The 22816-nt window shown below is 64.7% G+C and carries 23 protein-coding genes and 2 tRNA genes; 10 read left to right on the plus strand and 15 right to left on the minus strand.

What is annotated here, in order from left to right; genetic code table 11:
* Nucleotides 1-3 precede the first annotated feature (3 nt).
* Nucleotides 4-1308, plus strand: coding sequence for a 5'-deoxyadenosine deaminase (locus tag RBH22_RS11140; protein WP_306677523.1), 1305 nt, complete (start codon nucleotides 4-6; stop codon nucleotides 1306-1308).
* 24 nt (nucleotides 1309-1332) lie between these two features.
* Here RBH22_RS11140 and RBH22_RS11145 read toward each other — a convergent pair whose 3' ends face one another.
* From RBH22_RS11145 to RBH22_RS11165, 5 genes are all read right to left on the minus strand, one after another.
* The gene (locus RBH22_RS11145) at nucleotides 1333-2451 is read right to left on the minus strand and encodes a site-specific DNA-methyltransferase (protein WP_306677509.1); all 1119 of its coding nucleotides are present in this window, start codon (nucleotides 2449-2451) and stop codon (nucleotides 1333-1335) included.
* Nucleotides 2452-2545: 94 nt separating this feature from the next.
* Nucleotides 2546-3925 carry an FAD-linked oxidase C-terminal domain-containing protein gene (locus tag RBH22_RS11150; protein WP_306677510.1) on the minus strand — a complete coding sequence of 460 codons (1380 nt, stop codon included), beginning with the start codon at nucleotides 3923-3925 and terminating at the stop codon, nucleotides 2546-2548.
* A 105-nt stretch (nucleotides 3926-4030) separates the two neighbouring features.
* Nucleotides 4031-4105, minus strand: a tRNA-Glu gene (locus RBH22_RS11155).
* 168 nt (nucleotides 4106-4273) lie between these two features.
* Nucleotides 4274-6271 (minus strand): 3-hydroxyacyl-CoA dehydrogenase/enoyl-CoA hydratase family protein, encoded by a 1998-nt coding sequence (locus RBH22_RS11160; protein WP_256288988.1) that lies wholly within the window; start codon nucleotides 6269-6271, stop codon nucleotides 4274-4276.
* A gap of 87 nt (nucleotides 6272-6358) precedes the next feature.
* Nucleotides 6359-6922 (minus strand): DNA-3-methyladenine glycosylase, encoded by a 564-nt coding sequence (locus RBH22_RS11165; RefSeq protein ID WP_256288989.1) that lies wholly within the window; start codon nucleotides 6920-6922, stop codon nucleotides 6359-6361.
* A gap of 124 nt (nucleotides 6923-7046) precedes the next feature.
* Between RBH22_RS11165 and RBH22_RS11170 the strand changes: the two genes are divergently transcribed.
* The 3 genes from RBH22_RS11170 (at nucleotide 7047) to RBH22_RS11180 (ending at nucleotide 8411) form a co-directional block, all read left to right on the plus strand.
* On the plus strand, nucleotides 7047-7685 hold the full coding sequence (locus RBH22_RS11170) for a GNAT family N-acetyltransferase (protein ID WP_306677511.1): 639 nt from the start codon (nucleotides 7047-7049) through the stop codon (nucleotides 7683-7685).
* A gap of 14 nt (nucleotides 7686-7699) precedes the next feature.
* Nucleotides 7700-7773 (plus strand) — tRNA-Thr (locus RBH22_RS11175).
* Nucleotides 7774-7916: 143 nt separating this feature from the next.
* Nucleotides 7917-8411: an AAA family ATPase gene (locus RBH22_RS11180; RefSeq protein ID WP_306677512.1), complete on the plus strand. Its 495-nt coding sequence runs from the start codon at nucleotides 7917-7919 to the stop codon at nucleotides 8409-8411.
* A 256-nt stretch (nucleotides 8412-8667) separates the two neighbouring features.
* On the opposite strand, the gene RBH22_RS11185 is transcribed toward RBH22_RS11180, so the two are convergent.
* The 6 genes from RBH22_RS11185 to RBH22_RS11210 form a co-directional block, all read right to left on the minus strand.
* On the minus strand, nucleotides 8668-9093 hold the full coding sequence (locus RBH22_RS11185) for a hypothetical protein (protein WP_256288992.1): 426 nt from the start codon (nucleotides 9091-9093) through the stop codon (nucleotides 8668-8670).
* Between the two features lie 102 nt (nucleotides 9094-9195).
* On the minus strand, nucleotides 9196-10530 hold the full coding sequence (locus RBH22_RS11190; protein WP_306677513.1) for a hypothetical protein: 1335 nt from the start codon (nucleotides 10528-10530) through the stop codon (nucleotides 9196-9198).
* 165 nt (nucleotides 10531-10695) lie between these two features.
* A complete protein-coding gene (gene thiC, locus RBH22_RS11195; protein ID WP_306677514.1) occupies nucleotides 10696-12144 on the minus strand; it encodes a phosphomethylpyrimidine synthase ThiC in 1449 nt (482 codons plus the stop codon).
* A 143-nt stretch (nucleotides 12145-12287) separates the two neighbouring features.
* Nucleotides 12288-13697 (minus strand): hypothetical protein, encoded by a 1410-nt coding sequence (locus RBH22_RS11200; RefSeq protein WP_306677515.1) that lies wholly within the window; start codon nucleotides 13695-13697, stop codon nucleotides 12288-12290.
* Between the two features lie 91 nt (nucleotides 13698-13788).
* Entirely contained in the window at nucleotides 13789-14271 is a 483-nt protein-coding gene (locus RBH22_RS11205; RefSeq protein ID WP_256545605.1) for an archease, read from the minus strand.
* 188 nt (nucleotides 14272-14459) lie between these two features.
* Nucleotides 14460-15380 carry a DUF502 domain-containing protein gene (locus tag RBH22_RS11210; protein WP_306677516.1) on the minus strand — a complete coding sequence of 307 codons (921 nt, stop codon included), beginning with the start codon at nucleotides 15378-15380 and terminating at the stop codon, nucleotides 14460-14462.
* A 135-nt stretch (nucleotides 15381-15515) separates the two neighbouring features.
* Between RBH22_RS11210 and RBH22_RS11215 the strand changes: the two genes are divergently transcribed.
* The 4 genes from RBH22_RS11215 (at nucleotide 15516) to RBH22_RS11230 (ending at nucleotide 17489) form a co-directional block, all read left to right on the plus strand.
* Complete coding sequence (locus tag RBH22_RS11215) at nucleotides 15516-16202, plus strand: DUF4336 domain-containing protein (RefSeq protein WP_256545607.1); 687 nt, start codon at nucleotides 15516-15518, stop codon at nucleotides 16200-16202.
* Between the two features lie 90 nt (nucleotides 16203-16292).
* Nucleotides 16293-16544, plus strand: coding sequence for a hypothetical protein (locus tag RBH22_RS11220; protein ID WP_256545608.1), 252 nt, complete (start codon nucleotides 16293-16295; stop codon nucleotides 16542-16544).
* Complete coding sequence (locus RBH22_RS11225) at nucleotides 16541-17017, plus strand: nucleic acid-binding protein (RefSeq protein WP_306677517.1); 477 nt, start codon at nucleotides 16541-16543, stop codon at nucleotides 17015-17017. The genes RBH22_RS11220 and RBH22_RS11225 overlap by 4 nt, the downstream gene beginning before the upstream one ends.
* Before the next feature lie 55 nt (nucleotides 17018-17072).
* The gene (locus RBH22_RS11230; RefSeq protein ID WP_256289001.1) at nucleotides 17073-17489 is read left to right on the plus strand and encodes a hypothetical protein; all 417 of its coding nucleotides are present in this window, start codon (nucleotides 17073-17075) and stop codon (nucleotides 17487-17489) included.
* An 11-nt stretch (nucleotides 17490-17500) separates the two neighbouring features.
* Here the strand turns inward: RBH22_RS11230 and RBH22_RS11235 are convergent, their stop codons facing one another.
* Entirely contained in the window at nucleotides 17501-17773 is a 273-nt protein-coding gene (locus RBH22_RS11235; protein ID WP_306677518.1) for a hypothetical protein, read from the minus strand.
* Nucleotides 17774-17808: 35 nt separating this feature from the next.
* Entirely contained in the window at nucleotides 17809-18021 is a 213-nt protein-coding gene (locus RBH22_RS11240) for a ribbon-helix-helix domain-containing protein (RefSeq protein ID WP_049985763.1), read from the minus strand.
* 134 nt (nucleotides 18022-18155) lie between these two features.
* Between RBH22_RS11240 and RBH22_RS11245 the strand changes: the two genes are divergently transcribed.
* A complete protein-coding gene (locus RBH22_RS11245) occupies nucleotides 18156-18479 on the plus strand; it encodes a hypothetical protein (RefSeq protein WP_121569513.1) in 324 nt (107 codons plus the stop codon).
* A gap of 197 nt (nucleotides 18480-18676) precedes the next feature.
* Here RBH22_RS11245 and aglJ read toward each other — a convergent pair whose 3' ends face one another.
* Both aglJ and RBH22_RS11255 read right to left on the minus strand, forming a co-directional pair.
* A complete protein-coding gene (gene aglJ / locus RBH22_RS11250) occupies nucleotides 18677-19597 on the minus strand; it encodes an S-layer glycoprotein N-glycosyltransferase AglJ (protein WP_306677519.1) in 921 nt (306 codons plus the stop codon).
* A gap of 244 nt (nucleotides 19598-19841) precedes the next feature.
* Nucleotides 19842-21041 (minus strand): orc1/cdc6 family replication initiation protein, encoded by a 1200-nt coding sequence (locus RBH22_RS11255; RefSeq protein WP_256545613.1) that lies wholly within the window; start codon nucleotides 21039-21041, stop codon nucleotides 19842-19844.
* Between the two features lie 499 nt (nucleotides 21042-21540).
* Between RBH22_RS11255 and glmU the strand changes: the two genes are divergently transcribed.
* Entirely contained in the window at nucleotides 21541-22740 is a 1200-nt protein-coding gene (glmU, locus tag RBH22_RS11260; RefSeq protein WP_306677520.1) for a bifunctional sugar-1-phosphate nucleotidylyltransferase/acetyltransferase, read from the plus strand.
* The last annotated feature ends 76 nt before the right edge of the window (nucleotides 22741-22816 follow it).

Raw genomic sequence — 22816 nt, forward strand, 5'->3', positions numbered from 1 at the left:
GGGATGCTCCTCGCAGGAACTGTCGTCGCCGACCCGGAGACCGTCTACGACGAGGGCGCAGTCGTCGTCGCGGAGGACCGAATCGCCGCCGTCGGACCGCGCGCCGACCTCGAAGACGCCTATCCCGACCACCCCGTTCGTGAGTTCGACCTGCTCGCACCGGGGCTCGTCGGCGGCCACGTCCACTCGGTCCAGAGCGTCGGCCGCGGCATCGCCGACGACACCGCCCTCCTGGATTGGCTCTTCGAGCACGTCCTCCCGATGGAGGCGTCACTCGGACGCGAGGAGATGCGAACGGCGGCCGAACTGGGCTATCTGGAACTGCTCGAAAGCGGGACGACGACCGCGATCGACCACCTCTCGGTCAACCACGCCGAGGCGGCATTCGAGGCCGCGATCGACCTCGGGATCCGGGGTCGACTGGGGAAGGTCCTGATGGACAAGCGCGCCCCCGAAGGGCTGGCCGAAGACACCGAGGCGGCGCTCGAATCGACGGAGCGGCTCGTCCAAGCCTATCACGGCGCGGCCGACGGCCGGATCCGGTACGCCGTCACGCCTCGTTTCGCCGTGAGTTGTACGGAAGCGTGCCTCCGGGGCGCGCGCGAGATCGCCGACCGCTACGACGGCGTTCGGATTCACACCCACGCCAGCGAGAACCGCGACGAGATCGAGACCGTCGAGGACGACACGGGAATGCGGAACATCGAGTGGCTCGACGAAGTCGGCCTGACCGGCGAGGACGTCGTTCTCGCTCACTGCGTCCACACGAACGAACGGGAGCGCGAGATACTCGCAGAGACGGGGACGCACGTCACGTACTGCCCGTCGTCGAATATGAAACTCGCCTCCGGCATCGCGCCGATCCCGGACTATCTCGACCGCGGCATCGACGTCGCGCTCGGCAACGACGGGCCACCCTGTAACAACACGCTCGACCCGTTCACCGAGATGCGGCAGGCGAGCCTCCTCCAGAAGGTCGACACGCTCGATCCGGAAGTCGCGCCCGCGCAGGTCGTCTTCGAGATGGCGACGCTCGGCGGCGCGCGCGCTGCGGGGTTCGAGCGGGTCGGAGCGCTGCGCGAGGGGTGGAACGCGGACGTGATCGCGATCGACACGGACGTGACGCGCGCGACGCCGCTGTACGATCCGCTCTCGCATCTGGTCTTCTCCGCACACGGCGACGACGTGACGTTCACGATGGTCGACGGCGAGGTCGTCTACGACGCCGACTTCGGCGGCCTCCAGACCGGCGACGCCGACGATATTCGCCGGCGCGCGCGGGACGTCGCGGCCGCGTTGCGCGGGTGAGGCGCGACGGGTTGCGCGCCGCGCTCAGATCTGCTCGTACCGTACCCGATAACCGTCGTCAGTCTCGTCCACCGCGTCGACCACGCGGAACTTGATTTCGCGCTCCTGACGCGTCCGCACGGGGAAGTCGTAGTGTTCCGCCTCGTACTCGAACACCGTGCCCTCGGCGCGCTGTGCCTCGACGAACGCCCGGTGGGCGGCGAGACGGTCTTCGACGACTCGGCGCGACCGATCGCGGACCCGGCCGACGCTGTCGTCGAGTTCCGAAAGGACGTCGGCGTCGAGTTCGTAGCCGATCGAATTGCGCCCGGCGACCATCGCAGCCAGCGTCGTCGTTCCCGTCCCGAGGAACGGGTCGAGGACGGTGTCGCCGTACAGCGAGTACATACAGACGAGTCGGTACGGGATCTCGAAGGGGTACGCCGCGGTTCGGTCGCGCTCGCCCGCCGCCCGGTCTGCGTCGGAGGCGCGGGCCGCTTCCACGTCGCCGTCGCTGCCACCGAGTCCGGCTGACGCGACGTCTCTGTCCTCGTTTCGTGCCTGGCGCGCGCCGCGGACGTCGGTCCAGACGTCCGAGAACCATCGGTTGCGCTCCTCCCAGAAGTACGCCGACTCGTAGCGCCGCGTCTCGCCCGGTTCGAACGAGCGGCCCGAGGTGCCGTTTCGGAACAGGAGGACGTACTCGTGTTCGAGGGTAACGTAGGCGTTCGGCGGCACCATCCCGCTGCCCATAAACTTCGCCGCGCTGTTCGTCGGCTTCCGCCAGAGTACCTCCGGAAGCGGGTCGAATCCGAGCGAGTCGAAGGCCCCGATCACGCGGGCGTGATTCTGGTAGACGCGAAAGTGATCGCCGAGGCTTCGCGTCGCGTCGCCGACGATGATCGCGGCGACGCCGCCCGGCGTGAGCACGCGCTGTAGCTCGCTCCAGACCTCGTCGAGGAGCGCGTGCATCGCCTCGAACGCCCGTTCGCCGTCGGTGTCGTCGAGCGCCGCCGCCACGGCGTCGGACTGGGCGGCGAACTGCTCGTCCCACATCTCGATCATCGGATACGGCGGCGAGGTGACGACGAGGTCGACGGCGTCGTCGTCGACGGCCGCCATCTCGCTCGCGTCGCCGACGTGGATGCGGTGGGCAGAGTCCACACCGACAGGTGTCACCGAACGGATATAGATACTGGGGTAGCTCACCCGAGGGGTTGAGCGGACTGCTGACCGGGCACCCGCCGTCGCGACAGCTTCACTCGAAAATCTTTCCCGGATTGAGGATCCCGTTCGGGTCTACGGTTTCTTTGATCGAGCGCATCGTCTCGATCGCGGTCGAGTCGTATTCCATCTGCAGATACGATCGCTTGCCGACGCCGATTCCGTGCTCGCCGGTGCAGGTACCGCCGAGAGCGAGTGCCTCGTCGATGATGCGCCCGGACGCCTCGTGGGCGCGTTCGACCGCCTCGGGGTCGTCGCGGTCGCAGAGGACGGCGTAGTGGGTGTTGCCGTCGCCCGCGTGACCGAACGCTGGAATGGGGAAGTCGTACTCCGCGCGGATCTCGCCGATGAACTCGACGATCGCGGGGTACGAGCCGATCGGGACGGTGACGTCGCCAATGACTTCGAGGTCGAGGTCTGGGTCCCACTCTTTGAGCGCGTGGCCGATTTCTCGACGTGCACGCCACAGTTCGGCCATCTCCTCGTCGTTGCTGCTGTGCTCGACTCGCGTGGCGTCTCGGGCCCGGAACGCCGCCTCCAACGCGTCGGTCTCGGCGTCGACGGACCGGCCGTGCACCTCGAAAAAGACCATCGGCGTCGCTCGGAGTTCCGAGCCGGTGTAGGCGTTGGCGATTTCGGCCGTCAGCGGGTCGACGAGTTCGATCGTCGCGACGTCGACGCCCGAGGTCACGACGTCGGTGATCGCCGCCGTGGCGTCTTCGAGCGTGGGAAAGACGGCTCGCCCACCGACCGTTTCCGGCGGCGTCGCCGCGAGGTCGAGCGTCGCGCGCGTGACCACGCCGAGGGTTCCCTCGCTCCCGACGAACAGATCGACGAGGTTGTACCCCGCAGAAGTCTTCCGCGCTTTGCTCCCAACCTCGGTCACGGAGCCGTCGGGGCGGACGACTTCGAGCTGTAACACCCAGTCGCCGACCTCGCCGTACTTGACAGTCCGAATGCCGCTGGCGTCGGTGGCGATCATCCCGCCGATCGTCGAAAACGCCGCCGACTGGGGAAACGCCGGAAAGAACAGGCCCTCCTCGGCGACGAGATCGTTCAGGTCGTCGCCGACGACGCCGGGTTCGACGTCGACCTGCATATCTCGCGGCCGCAGGTCTCTGACGGCGTCCATCCGCGTCATCGCGAGCGTGATGCCGCCCTGGGTGGGCACCGCGTTGCGCTGCATCCCCGATCCGGCGGCGTACGGGGTCACCGGAACGCCCCGCTCGTTGGCTGCGGCGAGGACAGCCGAAACGTCGGCCGTCGTCTCCGGCCAGACGACCGCGTCGGGCGCGCGCCCGGCGTCGGGTGGAGTTCCGAAGTCCGCCGCGAACTCGTCGCGCGCCGCTGGTTCGAAGGAGATCTGATCGGCCGCCAGCGACAGCTCAGAGAGGAATCCGCAGTCGTGTGTCATAGGGGGGCATCACCCACCCGCAGTAAAGGTCTGTCGTCGACGTGCACCGACTGCGGACGCCGCTGACGGGTCCTGTCGCTCTGTAGTTCGCAGCAGTTCGAGAAGTGCTCGGTCAGGGATTTGAACCCTGGTCCTCGGCTCGAAAGGCCAAGATGATTGGCCGGACTACACCAACCGAGCCTGCATTCCTACGTGGCAGACTGAATAGTTTAAACATTCCGTTACAGAGCCGGTACGGCACTGTTTCGCGTACCCTCGCTGCCGCCAGATCGCAGGGGCGGGTGGCGCGCTACCAGGTGCGGGCGGTCACGCCAGCCGGGGCGGATGTCCACGCCCGCCGCGGTGGCGTCACTTCCCCTCGAATTCGGGCTCTTCGTCGCTCATAAACGCCGCCATCCCGGTCATCATATCCTCGGTGTCGAAGACGAGGCCGAACGACTGCGCCTCGACGTCGAGGCCGGCGTCGACGTCGTCCCAGCCGCGGTGCATCGCCCGCTTGGTGTAGCGCTGGGCGATCGGCGGACCACGAGCGAGTCGCTTGGCCAACTCGAAGGCGCGCTCGTCGAACTCGTCGTTCGGCGTCACCTCGTTGACGAAGCCGTAGTCTGCCATCGTCTCTGCGTCGTAGCGGTCGGCGGTGAAGATGATCTCCTTCGCGCGACCCATCCCGACGATGCGCGGCAGGCGGACGGTGCCGCCCCAGCCGGGGAGGATCCCGAGGTCGTGTTCGGGCTGGCCGAACTCCGAGCGCTCGGAGGCGATGCGGAGGTCTGCGCCCATCGCGAGTTCCATCCCGCCGCCGAGACAGTGCCCGTCGATGCCGGCGACGACCGGGAGTTCGCACGATTCGAGCCGACCCGCCGTCTCCTGCCCGTGGCGCGAAAGTTCGGCCACGCGGTTGACGTCGCCGACGCCGCCGGCCATCGCCTGGATGTCCGCGCCGGCGGAGAACGCCCGGTCGCCCGTGCCGGTGAGGAGAACGGCCCGCACGTCGTCGTCCTCCTCGAAGCGGTCGATGGCGTCGCGGAGTTCCACGAGCAGGTCGTCGGTGACGGTGTTCATCCGGTGCGGTCGATCGAGCATCACGTGACCGACGCGCTCGTCGATCTCGACGGTGATATCCTCGTAGTCGTAGCCGCCGTCTTCGTCGTCCGACTCGGCTTTCCCCCCGCCGGCCGCTTCGTGGAAGCCCTCCCCGGACTCTGCGAGCTCCCGCAGGTACGGTTCGGCTTCGTAGCGTTCCTCACCCGTCTCCTCGTGGAGGTCGTCGAGCGTCGCGAGCAACTCGTCGAGACCGGCTTCGTCGACCATCTTCGCGGGGCCGTCGGACCAGCGCCCGCCGAGTTTGACCGCCGTGTCGATCGCCTCGGGGTCGGCGACGTCGTCGGCGACGAGGGCGGCTACCTCGTTCGCGATCATCGCCAGCAGGCGATCGGCGACATCGTCGCGGATCTGATCGGAGGGGACCTGCGCACCCGCGCCGTCCTCGTAGTCGTAGAAGCCCGCGCCGGTCTTCTTGCCGAGGTCCCCGGCGTCGACTTTCGATTCGAGCATCGGGCAGGGACGGTAGGCGTCGCCGAGTTGTTCGTGGAGGTATTCGAGGACGTGGTAGCCGACGTCGACCCCGACCTGATCAGAGAGTTCGAAGCTCCCCATCGGGAGGCCGAGACCGTACTTCGTCGTCGAGTCGACTTCTTCGATCGTCGCGTCACCGGATTCGACGATCCACGCCGCCTCGTTCATCAGCGGAACGAGCACGCGGTTGACGATGAATCCCGGGCTGTCTTTGCGGACGCGGACCGGCGTCTTGCCCATCTCGACAGCGAGATCCGAAATCAGATCGAGCGTCTCCTCGGCCGTCTCTGCCCCCGAGATGACTTCGACGAGTTCCATCCGAACGGGTGGGTTGAAAAAGTGCATCCCGCAGAACTGCTCGGGGCGCTCGGTCACGTCCGCCAACGCCGTGATCGAGAGACTGGAGGTGTTCGTCGCGAAGATCGTTCGATCCGGGGCCGCCGCCTCCAAGTCCTCGTAGACGTCACGCTTGATCGCCATCTTCTCGGGGACTGCCTCGACGACGACGTCGGCGTCGGCGGCCGCCTCCGCGAGGTCGACGTGTGTCGAGATCCGATCGAGCGTCGCGTCGGCGTCCGAGCGCTCGATCTGGCCCTGTTCGACGAGTTTGCCGAGCGACCACTCGATCTGGTCGTAGCCGTTCTGGACGAATTCCGCTTCGATATCGCGGAGGCGGACCTCGAAGCCCGCGAGGGCGGCCACCTCGGCGATTCCGTGGCCCATACTGCCCGCGCCGAGAACCGTGATAGTGTTGACGTCGTCGATCTCCATACTCCGTTCGTGGGCGGCTCTGTGTTTCAACGTTTCCTTCACTCGGAAAACAAACTTGAGAAGCGTTTACTTTTTGCCGCGAGACCGTCAGTCGGTGGCACGCCAGAGATACCGACTCGCGTAACTCCGATAGGGCCGCCACCGCTCGGCGTGCTCGCGCATCCCCGCTCGATCCGCCTCGTCGTAGCCGTAGAGGTGCGCCATTCCCTTTCGGACGCCGAGATCCTCGACCGGGAACACGTCGGGGCGCCCGAGCACGAAGACCAGGTACATCTTCGCGGTCCAGACGCCGACCCCGCGGATATCGGTCAGCGCCTCGATGACCGCCTCGTCGCTTTTGTCTGAGAGCCCCGCCCGCGTCAGGTCCCGCTCCCGGAACGCTTCGGCGACGTTGCGGACGTACTCGACCTTCTGTCCGGAGAGGCCTGCGTCGCGGAGGGTGGATTCGTCCGCGGCGAGGATACCTGCAGGCGACACGTCGACGCGGTCGAACAGCCGCTCGCGGATCGCCGCCGCGGAGTCGACCGAGAGCTGTTGGTTCACGATCGCGACGAGTAGTCGTTCGAACTCGTCGTCGGCTGTCCCGATCGACAGGTCGCCGTGCGCTTCGACCAGCGGCCCCAGTTTCGGATCGTTCCGTACCGGTTCCATCGGACGCCTGTGGGACCGCCGGAGAGAAAGGTGCGTCGCTCGGGGGAGCCTCGACGAAAGGCCCTCGTCGCGCCTCCAGTCGGCGAGACCGACGATATATCCGTCCGTCCGCCGAACGCCCGGTATGGGCGATTCGGACGACGAGGCGGACGTAGATCCGGGGCCGGACGCGGAAGAGGGTGACCCGGCAGACGACGACGGCCACGTCCCCCCGATCCGGATCTGCCGCCCCGAGGTGGCCGACGTGGATGCGCTGGTCGACCTGTGGCTCGCACTCGCGTCCGATCAGCGCGCCTACGACTCGCACATCCTGCCGGAGGCGAACCGGGACGTCGTCCGCGACACGCTCGCGCGACACGTCGTCACGGGCGGAATCCGAGCCGCCAAACGCGGCGACGACGTCGTCGGGTTCGTTACGTTCAGCCTCGAACACGGCTCCTACGAACAGGATGCGACGCGAGGCGTCGTCCGCAACGTCTACGTCCGACCCGAGTTCCGGAACCGAGGCGTCGGGAGCGATCTGATGGCCGCGGCCGAAACCGCGTTGCACGCCGGCGGCGCGACAGTCGTCGCGCTCGAAGCGATGGCAGCCAACGACCGAGCCCGCGCGTTCTACCGCGAGCGGGGGTACGTCCCCCACCGGATCCAGTTCGAGAAACCCCTCGACGGGGAGTCCGCAGCCGGGACCGCAGAGGGTGATGACTCCGAGGTGTCTCCCGAATCGGCGTCCATCGAAAACGACACACACTCAAAGGAGGACTGAGTAGGTCGACCTGCGCCAGGGGAGCATGGGCGGTTCATGCACTCGACTTGTAATCGAGACTTCGTGGGTTCAAATCCCACCCCTGGCTCTCTCTTTGGTTCCGATGTCGATCCGATCCACTCTGCGCACTCTCCTGCCGTCGAGTCGCGTCTCCTCCGCTCACCGTCGAGCCGCGTCGCAGTCGGCTTCTCGCAGACCTCCAGCGCGCGTCTGTGCGGGAGGGAACCGATCGTGACGGGCCGCTTGATCGTCGTGACGGGACTGCCGGGGGTCGGGAAGACGGCCGTCTCACGCGAGATTACGGACCGACTCGACGGACAACTCGTTCGCACGGACGTCGTTCGGACGGACTGCTTCGACGATCCTGAGTACACGGCTGCGGAACGCGAAACAGTCTACGATGAAGTGTTCGCACGCGGGCGCGAAACGATCACTAACGGCGGCGTCGCCGTTCTCGACGGCACGTTCCGCAAGCGCGCGGACCGGGCGCGCGCGGTGGATCTTGCGAACGCGGTCGGCGTCCCACTCGACGTCGTCGCCGTCGAGTGTGCAGACTCTGTCGTCGAGGCGCGGATCGCCGCACGGGAGAAAGACGCCAGCGACGCCGACGTCGAGATCTACCGCCAGTTCAAGGAGCGCTACGAGCCGATCGAGATCCCACACGTGAGGATCGACAACTCCGGCGACCTGGCGTCGACGCGAGAACAGATCGCTGCGGTGTTGTGAGGCGCACGGCAGTATCAGGCCTGGCACGGCAGCGAGCAGCACAGGGGGGCGAAGCGTCGTACAGCGGGACCGTGAGGAGGGAATGCGTCAGCGGGGATGCCCGGTCGGCGGGCCATCGATCCAATGGGAGGGGTGTGGAGGCGAGGTGGATCGTGGAGGGTGCGTCGGTGGGGACCGAATCGCGGGCGGCCCAACCGGGGCACTTCCGACTACGGGGGACGGCTACCTAAAAGCGCCCTTGCCTCAAAGAGCCGTTTTACCTATTGCGCTGCCGTCGGTTTCCGGCCGGTAGAAGTATCAACGCGCCCGGTATCGAGAGGGTGATGAGTTGCAGCGGATTCTCTCTGATGTTGAAGTCCGGATCCAACGGCTGGCTCTGCACGTCGGTGATGTGCAGCGACGAGTAGTAGATGATCACGTGCGTCAGGATGTACCCAAGCGCGAACGGGACCACAAGTGAATACCGCACGCCCAACTGCGTCGCGAGCAGATCGAAGACGATGGCCGTCGCCGACGACACGGCGAGGAAATCACCGATCTGGAGGGTGACGCCGGTGAAAGCCGTGATCGTCGTATCGACCGTCGAGGCCGTCGTCGGCGTGTAGATGAAGGCGGTAAAGACGCTGGTTGCGACGAGCGCCATCCCAGCGACTAACCCGACAATCGGGTACACGTACTCCATCGTATGCGCGGTGCGACGGGACGACTATAACCCTACTCCCTCAGTATCAGAATTGAAGTCGGCAGAGAAGTCTCACTCGAAAGTCGGGACCGACGTATCCGATCAGTCCGACCGTCCAGGGGCGTCGCCGCTTTCACCGGGCGCATCACCGCTATTATCGGGTGCGCCGTCACGGTCTTCGGAACCGTCGCCGGACTGTCCCGGCGCGTTCTCACTGTTTCCGGGTGCGTCGGCAGTCGAGTTCCCGTCTCCGGACTCGGTACCGCCGTCACCGTTTCCCCGTTTGTCTCCCAGCGTATCGTTCCCGAAACCATCGTTCACGCTGCTTTCGTCTCCCTGTCCGAGACGGTCCTGTCTCGCGTCTGTCTCTTGCGTGTCGTTGGTCGCGTCGTCAGTGACGTTTGCCGGACGGTCGTCGGGCGGCCCGGCGTCACCATTTCCCATATCAGCGGCCTCCTGAGCGTTTTCGGAGGCATTTGTCGTATTCTTCAGGTCAGATGCGTTTGCTGCGTCCCCCGGGAGATCGTCCGTCTCGTTATCTGTGTCCGCACCTCGCTCGTCTGCAGCGCCGTCACCCTGTCCGGGCACGTCGCCGTTGCCCAAGCCGGGAGTGTCGCCGCTCTGTCCGGGTGCGTCGCCATCGCTCAAGCCAGGCACATCGCCGCTTTGTCCGGGCGTCTCGCCGCTCAGACCGGGCACGTCCTCGGCGTCACCTAGTCCGCGGCCGGAGTTCTCACCGGCGATCTCACGGGCGGCGGCGGCGACTTCGGGGCCCGAGAGGTTGCGCGCCTCGGTCCGGAGTCGTTCGATGTTCGAGGTGTTGATGCCGTTTTCTTCGCGGACCTGTTTTGGCAGCGCCGACGCGGTCTCGTTACTCTGCTCGAGTTGGCGCTCGACGGCGTTGATTTCGGCCGTCAGTTGCGCGGCACGAGCGTTGTATCGGCCCTGGGAGACGTTCCCCGACGCTCGGGCCTGCTCTAACTCGGCGAGTCGCGTTCGGAGCGCTTCGAGCCGTTCCTGACTGGTGTTCAGTTCGGCCGCGACGACCGCCGCCTTCGAGTTGTTCGTCGCCGCCGCGGCGACGCGCTGGCCGAAGGCGCGCGAGGCGACCTCACCGTCGATCTCGGCACCCTGGACGGCGACGACGCCCGCCAGCTTCGCACCGGGGGCGACGCCCGACCCGTTCGACTCGGACGCGGTGTCGTCTGCCGTAGACGTGCTATCGCCGTCCGGCGTCGCAGTTTCGTTCGTATCCGTACCGTTCGCCGGGGTCGTCGCCGTCGTCTGCGCCTGGACGCCGCCGTCCTGCACCTGCGCCGCTCCCGTGGCTGTCGCGGCCGAGAGCGACGTGCCACCGGACGCCGCCGCGGCGACGCCGATCGGAGCGCCCGCAGTCACGACCAAGAATGCAACGAGGAGCGCGGATACTGACCTCATCGGTTTCCGATACTGTCCTCTCGGCCATATACCTCCGACATACTTGCGCCCATTTTGATCCGTTTAATCCGGATTTTTCGCAAGACGGCGCGAGCGTCGCTCAGGAGCGATTTTAACGGCTCGTTATCCCGCAGAACGTGTAAGTCAGATATGATTTCCCGCCAGTCAGTCGCCCGCGTGCGACGACTCCCGCGTGAACGTGACGCCGCCGATCTCGATCTCGTCGGGAACGCCGCTTATGTCGTGGGTCCCGACCGGCGGGCGGTTGGTCTCTGCGGCCGCCGAGGCGTCGAGGTCGGTTCCGGTGTCGATCCGCGACATCTCCCCGTCGGCGTCGCGGGCGTCCTGGTCGATGCGCATCGAGCAGAACTCGACGCCGCACATCGAGCAGAAGCGCGCCTCTTTGTAGTTGTCACCGGGCAGCGTCTGATCGTGGTACGAGCGAGCGCGCTCGGGATCGAGCGCGAGCTCGAACTGCCGCCGCCAGTCGAACTCGTAGCGCGCCTCCGAGAGCGCGTCGTCCCAGTCGCGCGCGCCGGGGTGGTCGGCCGCGACGTCGGCTGCGTGTGCCGCGATCCGGTACGCCGCGAGGCCGTCACGAACGTCCTCGCGATCCGGGAGACCGAGGTGCTCCTTGGGCGTGACGTAGCACAGCATCGCGGCCCCCGCGCGGGCGGCCTCAGTCGCGCCGATGGCGCTCGTGATGTGGTCGTAGCCGGGGGCGACGTCGGTGACGAGCGGACCGAGGACGTAGAACGGCGCGCCGTCACAGACCGCCTGCTGGCGCTCGACGTTGTCCGCGATCTCGTCCATCGGGACGTGTCCCGGCCCTTCGACCATCACCTGGACGCCGTGGTCCCACGCCGTGCGCGTGAGTTCGCCGAGCGTCTCCAGTTCGGCGAACTGCGCCTCGTCGCTCGCGTCCGCCAGACACCCCGGTCGCAGCCCGTCGCCGAGCGAGAACGTGACGTCGTGGTCGGCGAAGATCTCACAGATTTCCTCGAAGTGCGTGTAGAGCGGGTTCTGCATCCCGTTTTCTTCGATCCACTGTGCGAGGATCGAACCGCCGCGGGAGACGATCCCCGTCTTGCGCCCGTCGGTGAGCGGGAGATGTTCCAGCAGGACGCCCGCGTGGACCGTCATATAGTCGACGCCGTGCCGCGCCTGCTTCTCGATGACGTCCAAGAGGAGGTCGGGCGTGACGTCGGCCGGCTCGTCGGCCCGCTTGACCGCTTCGTAGATCGGAACCGTTCCGATCGGGACCGGCGAGTGTTCGACGTTCGTCTCCCGGATCCCGTCCAGGTTCGACCCCGTCGAGAGATCCATCACCGTGTCGGCTCCGAAGTGAACGGCCGTGTGGAGCTTTTCGAGTTCCCCTTCGACGTCGCTCGTCTCCTCGCTGTTGCCGATGTTCGCGTTGACTTTCGTAGCGAACTCCCGGCCGATGATCATCGGATCGAGCGAGTCGTGTGCGACGTTGTTCGGGATGACCGCCTGCCCCTCGGCGACCTGCTGGCGGACGAACTCCGGATCGCGGTTCTCGCGCTCGGCGACGCGCTCCATCGCCGGCGTGAGTTCACCGTCGCGGGCACGCTGTAACTGCGTCTGCGTCATAGATTATTGCGTGATATTACTAAGTAATAGGACTTCCGAATACGTGCCTCGCTCGGCAGTAGCTGAAGCCGGTCCTCGGGACAACCGTCAAAGTAGTTCACCGCAGGAAAGCAGACCCCAAGCCGTTCAGCCGCGTTACCGCGCTACTCGGAATCGGGACCTAGGTCCTCGCCGGGGAGCACGAGGACGTTCTCACGGCCCAGTCGGAAGCCGTCGAGTTCGTCCTCATCGCGCATCTTGCGGACGACCTGACTCGTCTTCGCGTCGGTCCAATCCAGCGTCTGGGCGACTTCCTGCTGCTTGACGCGCCCGCCCTCGTGTTCGATGAACGCGAGGACGCGCTCTTCGTTGCTCAGCAGTTCGTCTTCCCACGGCATCGCGTCCGCTGCCGTGTCCTCTTCCGCTGTGTCGTCCAGTGCGTCCGTTTCGTCGACGCTCTCGTCAGTAGTCGACTCGCTGTCGACCGGGGCGTCGGCGTCGTCCGCACTACCCCCGCTCGCATCGGGGTTCGTCGTCTCCGTGTCCGATGTTGCCGCGGCCGCGGTGTCGCCCGTAGACGCCTGTTCGGTGCTCTCGTCGTCGACAGTCTCGGCCCCGGTAGTCGTGCCAGCACCGGCCGCAGCCGCGGTCTGCGTGGCGCTTGTAGCAGTTCCCTTGCCCGTGTCACTCGCCTCGGCCGCACTGCTTTCGGGGGTCGCTGTGGCCGCTGCGTTCGCTGGCTCGCGTTCAGCGCCCCCGACGCCTCCGTGCCGGTCAGGGACCGATCGGCGTCGGTAGACGATCCATCCGCCCGCGCCGAGCGCGAGCGCGACGAACGCGACCGCCCCGAACAGCAGGGAATTGCCACCGTCGGATTCACTGCCTGCGGGTGTCGTCGTCGTTCCACTGTCCGCCCCGGTTGCCTGGTCGGTGACGACGAGCGTGGGCTCGTTCGGACCGAAGTCGAGCGGGCCACTCCAGACGGCGATCCGGGAGTCCGGTCGCGTGTCGTCTGGCTGGGGTTGGACCGTCTCGATAGTGTATCCCTCCGGCCAGGTGAACTGCAGCGACGTCTCGCTGTCGAGGAAGAGCCCCGCGAGCGCGTCGCCGGCGCGGAGCGTGCCGTCCTCGACGACGGCGAAGTTCGTCCAGACGAACGAGTAGGTGACGACGCCGTAGTCCTGAGGCAACTGCTGTCTCGTCGCCGAGATCGAGACGTTTCGCACGCTCATCTCCCGGCCGGTCGCGTCCTCGGCGGTCGCGGCCGTCGACGCCATTCGCTGGCCGAACTCCGCGGCGTACTGGGACTCGTTCGCGCGAATGTCCTCCTGCAGCGAGCGGAACGCCTCGGTCGTGTTCTCGTCGTCCAGCCGGACCCGATACTCGACCGTCCACGCGGCTGAGCCGTTCGCACGGAGGTCGATGCGCATCGAGACGTCGTCCGGCGCCAGCTCCGACCCGGCGATCTGGTTGACTGATTGAGCGGACGCGCTCGGGGCTGTCGCGCCAGCACCGACGACGAGCGCGACGGCGACGATGAGAGCACAGCCGAGACGCGCTGCGCGGGTGGTCATCTCGTAGGCACGTCGTACCGGGTGACACAAACCACTTCCGAGTGCGGAATTCGGGTCTCCCTACCGGTCTATGCGTATCCTATACGCCGCCTTACACATCGAACACGACATACGCGACCCAGCCATTCTCGGTCTGCTCGACGCGCATTTCCGAGTACGTGACGGCCTTCACCTCGCGGGCGTCGATGTCCGCGAGCGGGACGCCGCGGTAGGTAGCGGTTAGTTCCCACGCCGACTCGGCATCACCCGTGTCAGCGTCGGCATCGAGACGGTCGATCTGTACCCGATTGTCGACCGGGAGGACACTCCGAACGTCGCGCTCGTAGATGAGTTCGTCGAGGTAGTCGAACAGAAGCGCCTCGCGGTTCTCCGCACTGACTGATACCTCGAACGTCCGGCCGCTGTCTTCGGTTCGATCGGCGCCTTCGGCCGCCTCGTCCGTGCGGGCGGGCGGAATATCGTCGCAACTCGCCGCGGCGAGGCCGTCGGCGACAGCCCCGAAGAGCGCCGACAGGTCCGACGCCGTGGCTTCGACCGCGACGTCGGCAGTGTGTTCGCGAAGCTCGAAGCTCATACATAGAGTACGCGGCCGCCCGTGGCCTGTGTCTTCCGGTCGGTCAGCCGGTATCTTCCGGTCGCCTGTGGACTGTGTCTCCCGGTCGGCCAGGCAGTGTCTCCCGGTCGGCCAGGCAGTGTCTCCCGGTCGGACAAACGGTATCTCCCGGTCAGCCAGAGGCCTGTACCAGCGTCGCTGTCGGGGTGCTACCTGTCCTCGCCCTCGTCGTCAGTTCGGGGGCGGGTGTTGTGACCATCTCGGAACCGAGCCAGGTCGGCCGGCGTTTCGGCGTGCTTCGGATCGAGTCGTTCGTGTTCGTCGTGGCGGGCATTCGAAGCGTCGCCGTTTGTTTCCGTCCTGTTCGCCGTCGTCTCGTCACCGAGGTCCGCATCGGTCAGCGAGGCCAACGCCTCACGCGAGAGCCCGTCGTCGTCGGGGCTCGTCATCGCGACGCCGCTCGTGACGATCGCCTGAATCCCATCCTCGACAGTCATCTCAACGTCCATCACGCGGCTCTCGGGCAGGTGTACCAGGTGGCCACCCATCACCGGATTCGGTGCGAGCGGCAGAAACAGGGTGAGCATCTCCTCGTGGTCGGCCGCCGTTCGTAACACCTCGGGCGTCTCGGTCGTCACGAACCCGAGCGTGTACGCCTCCTCGTGCGGGAACTCGACGAGTTTCACCTCGCGGAAGTTCTCCGCGTCGGATTCGAGCATCACGTCGCTCATCCGCCGGAAACTCTCGTACACCGACCCGACGCCCGGGATCTGTGCCATCACGTAGTCGAAGTACTCGACGGCGCGCTGCCCGTACCGAGAGCTGTTCACGACGAGCCCGATGCCGAGAACGGCCCCGAAGACGGCGACCGGGACGGTCGCTTCCAGGAGCGTCTGGGGGCTGATGCCCAGCGCAGCCGGGACGAGCGAGACGATCGGGAGCGCCGCGATGGCGTCCGAGAAGAGACTGACGTAGCCATAGACCGTGTTTAGCAGGAACAGAAATACCGCGATCGTGATGACCAGCGGGACGACGACGGCGAGCCCGGAGATGAACGCCTCGCGGACGACGTCGTACATCGAGTTCCGGACGCGACGCATCGACGGGACGCCCGAGCGTCCATCAGACATACTGTCGGCGTGTACGGCGGACCACCTGAAAGCTGTCCCGGCTCTCGTTGTGTCGACCTGTTCGGCCGGTCGAGCCGCCGCTAGCTGACCCGACCGGCGAGGAACTTTATGCGCGTCGCGTGCGCACTATCCAGTATGCCGATGAAGGGCGGCGCGACGAACGAGTACCGCGAGATCGACCGGTGGGATCGGGGCGTCGGCTGGATCGCCTATCCCGAGGAGACGATGGAACGCGCGAGCCACGCACTCGTCGGCGACGACGGTGGCGTGTGGGTTGTCGATCCCGTCGACGCCCCCGATCTGGACGAGCTCCTGGCCGAGTTCGGCGACGTATCCGGCGTCGTGGTCGGCCTCGACAGACACAAGCGCGACGCGGCCGCGCTCGCGACACGCCACGACGCTCCCGTCTACGTCCCGCAGTGGATGTCCGGCGTCGTCGAGGAGATCGACGCGCCGATCGAGCGCTTCGACCGGGAACTCGGCGATTCGGGCTTCGAGGCGTTTCCGATCCTCGACACCAGCGTCCCGCCGTGGCAGGAGGTCGGGCTCTATCACCGCGAGGACAAGACGCTCGTCGTGCCGGAAGCGGTCGGGACAGCCTCGTACTTCTGCGCTCCGGGCGAACGACTCGGCGTGCATCCGATGCTTCGGCCCGCGCCGCCGCGTCGCGCGCTCCGCGGCTTCGACGTCGACCGCGTCCTCGTCGGTCACGGCGAAGGCGTGCTGACCGACGCCGCGCGGGCGCTTCGGGACGCGCTCGACAACGCCCGGCGAAATCTGCCGGGCGCGTACGGACGTGCGCTTCGAGAGTTGCTGTCTTGATCGTCAGTCCGTTCGCGATAACAGCCACAGACCTCCTATCTGTCGCAGCCGCCACAGACGTTTAAGTTGGCGTACTGCCAGTCATTAGATATGGCCGCAGAGATCACCGACCGAGTCCAAGAGCTCGCCGAAGCCCGGGGCGTCGCCGAATCCGAGATTCTCGAACAGGCTCTCGAGCGCGGCGTTGAAGACCTGTGGACAGACCTCGTTTTGACCCGCTATGTAGACGGTGAGATTGATCGGGCGCGAGCGGTCAAACTCGTCGGTCGTGACCACGTCAAGCGGGCCGAAAGAGAGGTGAAAGCGGTTGAGGACGACGTTACGTGGGGCCTCGACGCGTGATCGTCGCAGTCGCCGATACTGGCCCACTTATCCACCTGGAGGAGGCGGACGCTCTCGATTTGCTCTCGACTGTCGACGAATTGTTCATTCCTCAGACGGTATACGATGAACTAGAAGTGGGAGATGACCCACCTACGCTATCGAGTATCGCGCACGAGATTGTACGGGCGAGGCAGAGTCTCACTCAGGCAGATCATAGTCTTGATCCCGGTGAAACAGCCGCTCTCAACGTCGCAATCGAACGTGATGCCGTACTCTTGACTGACGATCTCGAAGCCCGCAACGTCGCCGAAGACGAGAACGTCGAAGTCCACGGTTCGATCGGTGTGATTGCGTTGGGTTGCGCTCGCGGGAGATCTTCCAAACAGGAGGCAGCGGATCTGATGCGCGCTTTACAACGGGAAACGAGCCTATTCGTCACGGATGCAGTCGTCGAAAGAGGGATCTCACTTCTTCAGACCGAGGATCACTAAACTTCCTCCAAAATTCTCCGACGCCGTTTTCATCCACGCTCCCGTTTGAGCACTCGTGGTCTACATCACTCGCGGGCTTCTCGACGCGCTCCTCGAAATGGCAGAGGCAGAGGAACCGGCCTCGGTGAGCGTCGTGCTCGCGTCGACGCCGGCCGGCGACTTCGAGACGGATCTCGGGCTCGACGACGAGACGCCGGTGTTGACGCACTTTTACTTCCCAGAAGCGAGCGGGTCTGTCGCCGCCGTCTTCGGGGTCGACCTCGGTACTCCCGCGGGCCGCGGCCGCGCGCGATTCGTCTCGCATCCACAGGGGCCGCTGGAGGCGACCCGCGAGGACACCTTCGCCGCCGCACTCGTCGTCGCAGTGCCGCCTTGGGACCAGGCGTCGTGTGCGGCGTTCGATCGCAACGACCGCGAACTCGATCTCGACGTGCTCGACGTCGAACCGCCGCGAGAGACGCTCGCGGAATAGAGGCTAAAGGATCAGTAGAGGACATCGTCGAGATCCGCTTCGGACGTCGTTGTCCCAGACGAGATCATCCCCTCGTGGAAGGCTTCCCGATCGGATTCGGAGACCGGAACGCGCTCTTTGCGGAAAGAATCGACGAGGTCGTCTTTCGATCTGATCGCATCTTCAACAACGCGGGCAAGGATCTCCTGCTGTGTGACCCGTTTGCCCGCCTTCAGTCGGATTTCGGCCTGTAACCGCTCAAGCCGGGACTTGGTCTCGTCGTCCACCTTTACTGACGTGGCCATACAGTTCAGTAGAAGGCTCTACTGGGTAAACATAGTCACCGATCGAGATACCCCAGATCCGCGAGCTGTTCTGCGATATCCTCGAACTGCGCCTCGGTGAGTTCGCCCTCGCGCTGGTACTGAATGACGATACTTCGAAGGAGAAAGCGCACGAGGTCGCTCGTGCTCGAAAAGCTGGTCCCCTCGATGGTTTCGTCGACGCGCTCGGCCAGGTCCTTCGGGATCGAAACGGTGGTGTACTCGGTCATCGTCCTGAGAAAGACGAGGCGTCGGCCGAACTAAACAGTGTGGAGTTCCTGTGCGTGCGCTGCGGCGGTCCGTCGACCGAGGGCTCGACCGAGAGCCGGGGGTTTTTCCACCCCTGCAGCCGTACCAGCCCGCAATGGCTGTCAGACCACCGCAGCAGGGCGACGACGAGCCCGATTCCCTGGAGTTCGGCATCGCGGCGCTCACTCCATATCTCTCGGAGTCCGATCTCACCTTTCCTGCCACAGCAGACGAGGTCGTGCGCGCGCTGAACGATCCCGCGATTCCGTACGACGCCAACGGGAACACCGTCGCACTCTCGGAGGCGTTGGCCTCCGTCGGCACGAGCCAGTTCGACAGCAAGCGCGAACTCCTCGACGCGCTGCATCCCGTCCTGGAGGAGTACCGCGCGTCAGGCGGCGGCATCTTCTCGCAGTTGCGGGCGCTGCTTCCGTTCTAACACCCACCTTTTTCCACGGTGGGTTTCCTCGCGGCGCTCCGCGCCGCTGCGGGAACCCACCGCGCAAAAACCTGGAGGGAAAAATCCGCTCGGCTCGCGTCGCTCGCCTCGCGGTACAATACGTCGAGCGCCCGCGGCAATGCGGCGACAACCGCACCGGGTCGCTTTGCTGGGACTGCGATGCGTCCGTGACCTCTCTACTCGGTGCCAGTCTCTTCTTCGATCTTCCGCAGCGTGTCGCGGTGGAGCGTCAGAATCAGGTCTGCAAGCACGCCGAACATCAACAGTTGGACGCCGACGATGATACCGAAGGCGGCGACGACCGCGAGCACCTCGTGGGAGATGTTCCGCGTGATCCACTCGACCGCGACGTAGACGGCGACGAGGAAGCCGGTGAGGCTAGAGATGACGCCCAGACTCCCGAAGTAAAAGAGCGGATTGTTGGTCTTCGCGCGGCGGTAGAGTTCGAGGAAGATGATCCCGCCGTCGCGGACGGGCCGGAGGTTCGTATCCGACCCGGAAGGCCGCGGGAGGTACGTGATCGGAACGACCGTCGTCGGAATCTTCCGTTTGGCGCACTCGACGGCCATCTCGGTCTCGATGCCGAACCCGTCGGAGGTGAGCGTCATCCTCAGGAACGAGTCGCGCGTGAACGCGCGGTAGCCCGAGAGGATGTCCTGAAAGTCCTCGCCGTGGACGGTCGCGAAGCCGCGGTTGATGATCCGGTTGCCGATCTGGTTGAAGCGCGTCATCGCGCCCTCGCGCATATCCGCGAAGCGGTCGCCGATGACGTGCTCGGCGTCGCCCTCGAGGAGCGGTCGGAGCATCGCGTCGGCGTCCTCGACACGATAGGTCGCGTCGCCGTCGAGCATCAGCACGTACTCGCGGTCGACGTACTTCTCGACGCCCTCGCGAACGGCCTGTCCTTTACCTGAGCCCGACTGGTAGACGACGCGCGCGCCGTGCGCCTCGGCGATCTCGTCGGTGTCGTCGCCGGAGCCGCCGTCGACGACGAGCACGTCGTCGAAGCCCGCGTCTCGGAAGTCCTCAACTACCTGGCCGATCGTCTCGGCCTCGTTGTAGGTGGGCACGAGGACGCAGACGTCGTCGTAATCCATCGTGCGGAGTGGGTCGTGCAGGGGTGAAAGTGATTCCGGAAACGAGGCGCGTAGTTCTTGTGCCAGGGTTCATTTCGTGTCTTCTGCGCCAAAACCACGCAGCTACTGTGGATACAGCTCGTTGCGTACTCGTTCTGGAGAGTTGCGTGCGACACACCCCTCGTTTCGTCTGTTCTACTCTACCAATGTGGTCGGCGTTCAGCGAGCTGGGTCACACCCCTTGTTTCGTCTGTTCTATAATTGGTTAGGGTGGTGTCGTCTCGATCGATTCGCGCGTTTCAAGGACAATTTCCGGATCCAGTGTGAGCTCATATTGATAGTGAGCGCCACCGGCACGACCGTTGTTCTGTTCTGTCCGGTCAAGAAATCCAAGCATCGTTAAATCTCCGAGGTGATTCTGCAGGCTTTTCAGAGTCGTCAAGGGTTCGTGATTCCACCCGACAGCGGCGCGTTCGTAAACATCTTTGATCTCCTTTGACCGGACCCGAGTCTGACCATTCGTTTCGAGGTGTGCGATGGCCTCCAAAATCAGTTGCCCGTGAATCGTCTGATCACGGAGTTTATCACGGACACGACCGCGCCGAACGCGTTCGGTCGCAATCTCGATGTGTTCGTCAGTAATTGTCTCCGCACCGTTCTCCTCGGCGACGTCACCACCTTCACGAAGGAGATCGATAGCTTGCCGAGCACTTCCTGTATCTTTTGCTGCTGTCGCGGCACAGCGTGCGATCGCAGACTCTTCATAGGCATCCTCGATGATAGCTTTCTCTGCGCGGTTCGTGAGAATCGATCGGAGTTCATTGGCGTCGTATGGTGAAAAGCCGATTTCTTTCTCCATCAGGGTATCTTTGACTTTCGGACTGAGCGAAGACCGAAATGTGTAGTTGTTGCTGATCCCCACAACGCCGACGCGAGCAGTTTCTAAATGTCCATTTGCCCGTGCTCTTGGGAGTTCATATAACAGCGAGTCCGGGTCGGAGAGGTGATCGATTTCGTCAAGGACGAATAGAAATGTACCGCCTTGTCTGTTCATCTCCTCATAGAGCGTCTCAAGCGCGTGTGATGTCGAAAGCCCCGTTTCAGGGAACGAATCGCCTTCTGGACCGCGGATTCCGTGAATGAGTGATCGCACGGTCCGATAGACCGTATCATCGTTACAATTATGAAAGATAACGTGAAGATCATCGGCCTCTGGTCGTCGTTTGACCTCTTCCGAGAGAGCAGTCAGCACATATTCTGTGACTGCAGTTTTACCAACGCCTGTTTTACCGTACACGAATACGTTGGAGGGATTTCGGCCGAACAATATATCTTTTAGCGCAGTCCGGTACGCATCTATCTCCTCTTCTCGTTCAACGATGACGTCAGGACGGTACTCCTCCGAAAGAATCGATTTGTCCTCAAAAAGTGTCTCCGTCATATCACGGAAGAGGTCTTTAGTCATACTACGGCAGATGTGCAAGTCACATATATTTATTTTGTTTCGTCTGTTTCTTTTGTTTTATCTGTTGCGCAAGAAGGGGCGTTTATACGGTCAAAGACAGAGACGATCCAGATGCAACAAACAGACGAAATGAGGGGTGCCTGCAGGAGCACTCGAAGATTGGCTACCTTGATGGCAGTACGGAATTTCCGGCTGAAGAGAACAGACGAAATGAGGGGTGTCTATGAGTGCGCTCGCAGATTGGCTTCCTTGGCGCCAGACGGTGTACCCCCGAGTGCGTAGAACAGACGAAACGAGGGGTGTGGATGAAGGGATGATTCAACGCTTTCGGTGCGCCTGAAGCGAGCCTCAGATTATCCATAAGACTGCATCGAACTCATTGAAGAGACGGTTTTTTTTTGAGATAGAACATACCGTTTGACCATCTGCTTCCGCGCGGGATCCACTCAATAACAATAAGACCACAGCCACTATACACCGGTGTTCCGTCCGAGGCAGTATGTACGGAGTCGTGCTCGCGGCCGGGCAGGGAACGCGGATGCGACCGCTGACCGACTTTCGACCGAAGCCGCTGCTTCCCGCCGGTGGTCGGCCGCTGCTCGAACACGTCTTCGACGCGTGTCTCGACGTCGTCGACGAGTTCGTCGTCGTGACCGGCTACCGCGGCGCGGACGTGATCGACCAGCTCGGCAACGAGTACCGCGGCGTGCCGATCACGTACGTCGAGCAGGGCGAGCCTGCCGGGACCGCCCACGCGATCGGGCAGGCTGAGTCCGTCGTCGACGAGCGATTCATCGTCCTCAACGGCGACGTCCTCGTCGATCCCGCGTTGCCGACGGCGCTCGCCGACGCCGGTGGGCACGCGATCGCGACGACGCCCGTCTCGGATCCCACGTCATACGGCGTCGTCTCGGTCGACGCCGATAGCTCGCTCGAAGCCATCGTCGAGAAGCCCGCGGACCCGCCGACGAACCTCGCGAACGTCGGCTGCTACGCGTTCGAACCGGAGGTGTTCGAGTACATCGAACGAACGGCGAGAAGCGAGCGCGGCGAGTTCGAGATCACCGAGACGCTCGAACTGCTGCTCGACGACGGCCACGAGATCTCGGTCGTCGAGTACGACGGCCAGTGGCTCGACGTCGGCCGCCCCTGGGAGTTGCTGTCGGCGAACGAACGCGTGCTCGCGGATATCGGTCGCGACGTCCAGGGAGACGTCGCAGACGGAGCGAAACTGGAGGGCGATGTCGTCGTCGAGGAGGGTGCGACCGTTCGAGAGGGGGTCGTGATCGAAGGACCGGTCATCGTGAAATCGGGTGCTGAGATCGGGCCGAACGCCTACGTCCGCGGGGCGACGGCGATCGGACCGGACGTGCACGTCGGCCACGGCGTCGAGGTGAAAAACTCCATTCTGATGTCGGATGCGGCGGTGCCGCACCTGTCGTACGTCGGCGATTCCCTGCTCGGCCGCGACGTGAACCTGGGCGCGGGGACGAAAGTCGCCAATCTGCGCCACGACGACGCGTCGGTGCAGATGACGGTGAAAGGCGAGCGCGTCGATACGGGGCGGCGGAAACTGGGCGTGGTGCTGGGCGACGAAGTGAAGACGGGGATCAACGTGAGCCTCAACGCCGGGGTGAAAGTCGGAAGCGGCGTCGGGATCGAACCCGGAAAGACTGTTCTGCGCGACGTCGAGAACTAGCACGGTCGTGTTTCCTCGGTGCCGTCGAAGCTGACTCGAATGGGGGAACAGGCTCCGAGATCGTTGGAAGCCAACT

The organism is Halobellus sp. H-GB7 (assembly GCF_030848585.1).
GTDB classification, from domain to species: Archaea; Halobacteriota; Halobacteria; order Halobacteriales; family Haloferacaceae; genus Haloquadratum; species Haloquadratum inordinatus.

Bases quoted from the DNA above. Each gene is read 5' to 3' on its own strand.
- RBH22_RS11140 (WP_306677523.1), top strand. From the start codon at position 4: ATGCTCCTCGCAGGAACTGTCGTCGCCGACCCGGAGACCGTCTACGAC.
- RBH22_RS11150 (WP_306677510.1), bottom strand. From the start codon at position 3,925: ATGACACACGACTGCGGATTCCTCTCTGAGCTGTCGCTGGCGGCCGAT.
- RBH22_RS11160 (WP_256288988.1), bottom strand. From the start codon at position 6,271: ATGGAGATCGACGACGTCAACACTATCACGGTTCTCGGCGCGGGCAGT.
- RBH22_RS11165 (WP_256288989.1), bottom strand. From the start codon at position 6,922: ATGGAACCGGTACGGAACGATCCGAAACTGGGGCCGCTGGTCGAAGCG.
- RBH22_RS11170 (WP_306677511.1), top strand. From the start codon at position 7,047: ATGGGCGATTCGGACGACGAGGCGGACGTAGATCCGGGGCCGGACGCG.
- RBH22_RS11185 (WP_256288992.1), bottom strand. From the start codon at position 9,093: ATGGAGTACGTGTACCCGATTGTCGGGTTAGTCGCTGGGATGGCGCTC.
- RBH22_RS11190 (WP_306677513.1), bottom strand. From the start codon at position 10,530: ATGAGGTCAGTATCCGCGCTCCTCGTTGCATTCTTGGTCGTGACTGCG.
- thiC (WP_306677514.1), bottom strand. From the start codon at position 12,144: ATGACGCAGACGCAGTTACAGCGTGCCCGCGACGGTGAACTCACGCCG.
- RBH22_RS11200 (WP_306677515.1), bottom strand. From the start codon at position 13,697: ATGACCACCCGCGCAGCGCGTCTCGGCTGTGCTCTCATCGTCGCCGTC.
- RBH22_RS11205 (WP_256545605.1), bottom strand. From the start codon at position 14,271: ATGAGCTTCGAGCTTCGCGAACACACTGCCGACGTCGCGGTCGAAGCC.
- RBH22_RS11210 (WP_306677516.1), bottom strand. From the start codon at position 15,380: ATGTCTGATGGACGCTCGGGCGTCCCGTCGATGCGTCGCGTCCGGAAC.
- RBH22_RS11215 (WP_256545607.1), top strand. From the start codon at position 15,516: ATGCCGATGAAGGGCGGCGCGACGAACGAGTACCGCGAGATCGACCGG.
- RBH22_RS11220 (WP_256545608.1), top strand. From the start codon at position 16,293: ATGGCCGCAGAGATCACCGACCGAGTCCAAGAGCTCGCCGAAGCCCGG.
- RBH22_RS11235 (WP_306677518.1), bottom strand. From the start codon at position 17,773: ATGGCCACGTCAGTAAAGGTGGACGACGAGACCAAGTCCCGGCTTGAG.
- RBH22_RS11240 (WP_049985763.1), bottom strand. From the start codon at position 18,021: ATGACCGAGTACACCACCGTTTCGATCCCGAAGGACCTGGCCGAGCGC.
- RBH22_RS11245 (WP_121569513.1), top strand. From the start codon at position 18,156: ATGGCTGTCAGACCACCGCAGCAGGGCGACGACGAGCCCGATTCCCTG.
- aglJ (WP_306677519.1), bottom strand. From the start codon at position 19,597: ATGGATTACGACGACGTCTGCGTCCTCGTGCCCACCTACAACGAGGCC.
- RBH22_RS11255 (WP_256545613.1), bottom strand. From the start codon at position 21,041: ATGACTAAAGACCTCTTCCGTGATATGACGGAGACACTTTTTGAGGAC.
- glmU (WP_306677520.1), top strand. From the start codon at position 21,541: ATGTACGGAGTCGTGCTCGCGGCCGGGCAGGGAACGCGGATGCGACCG.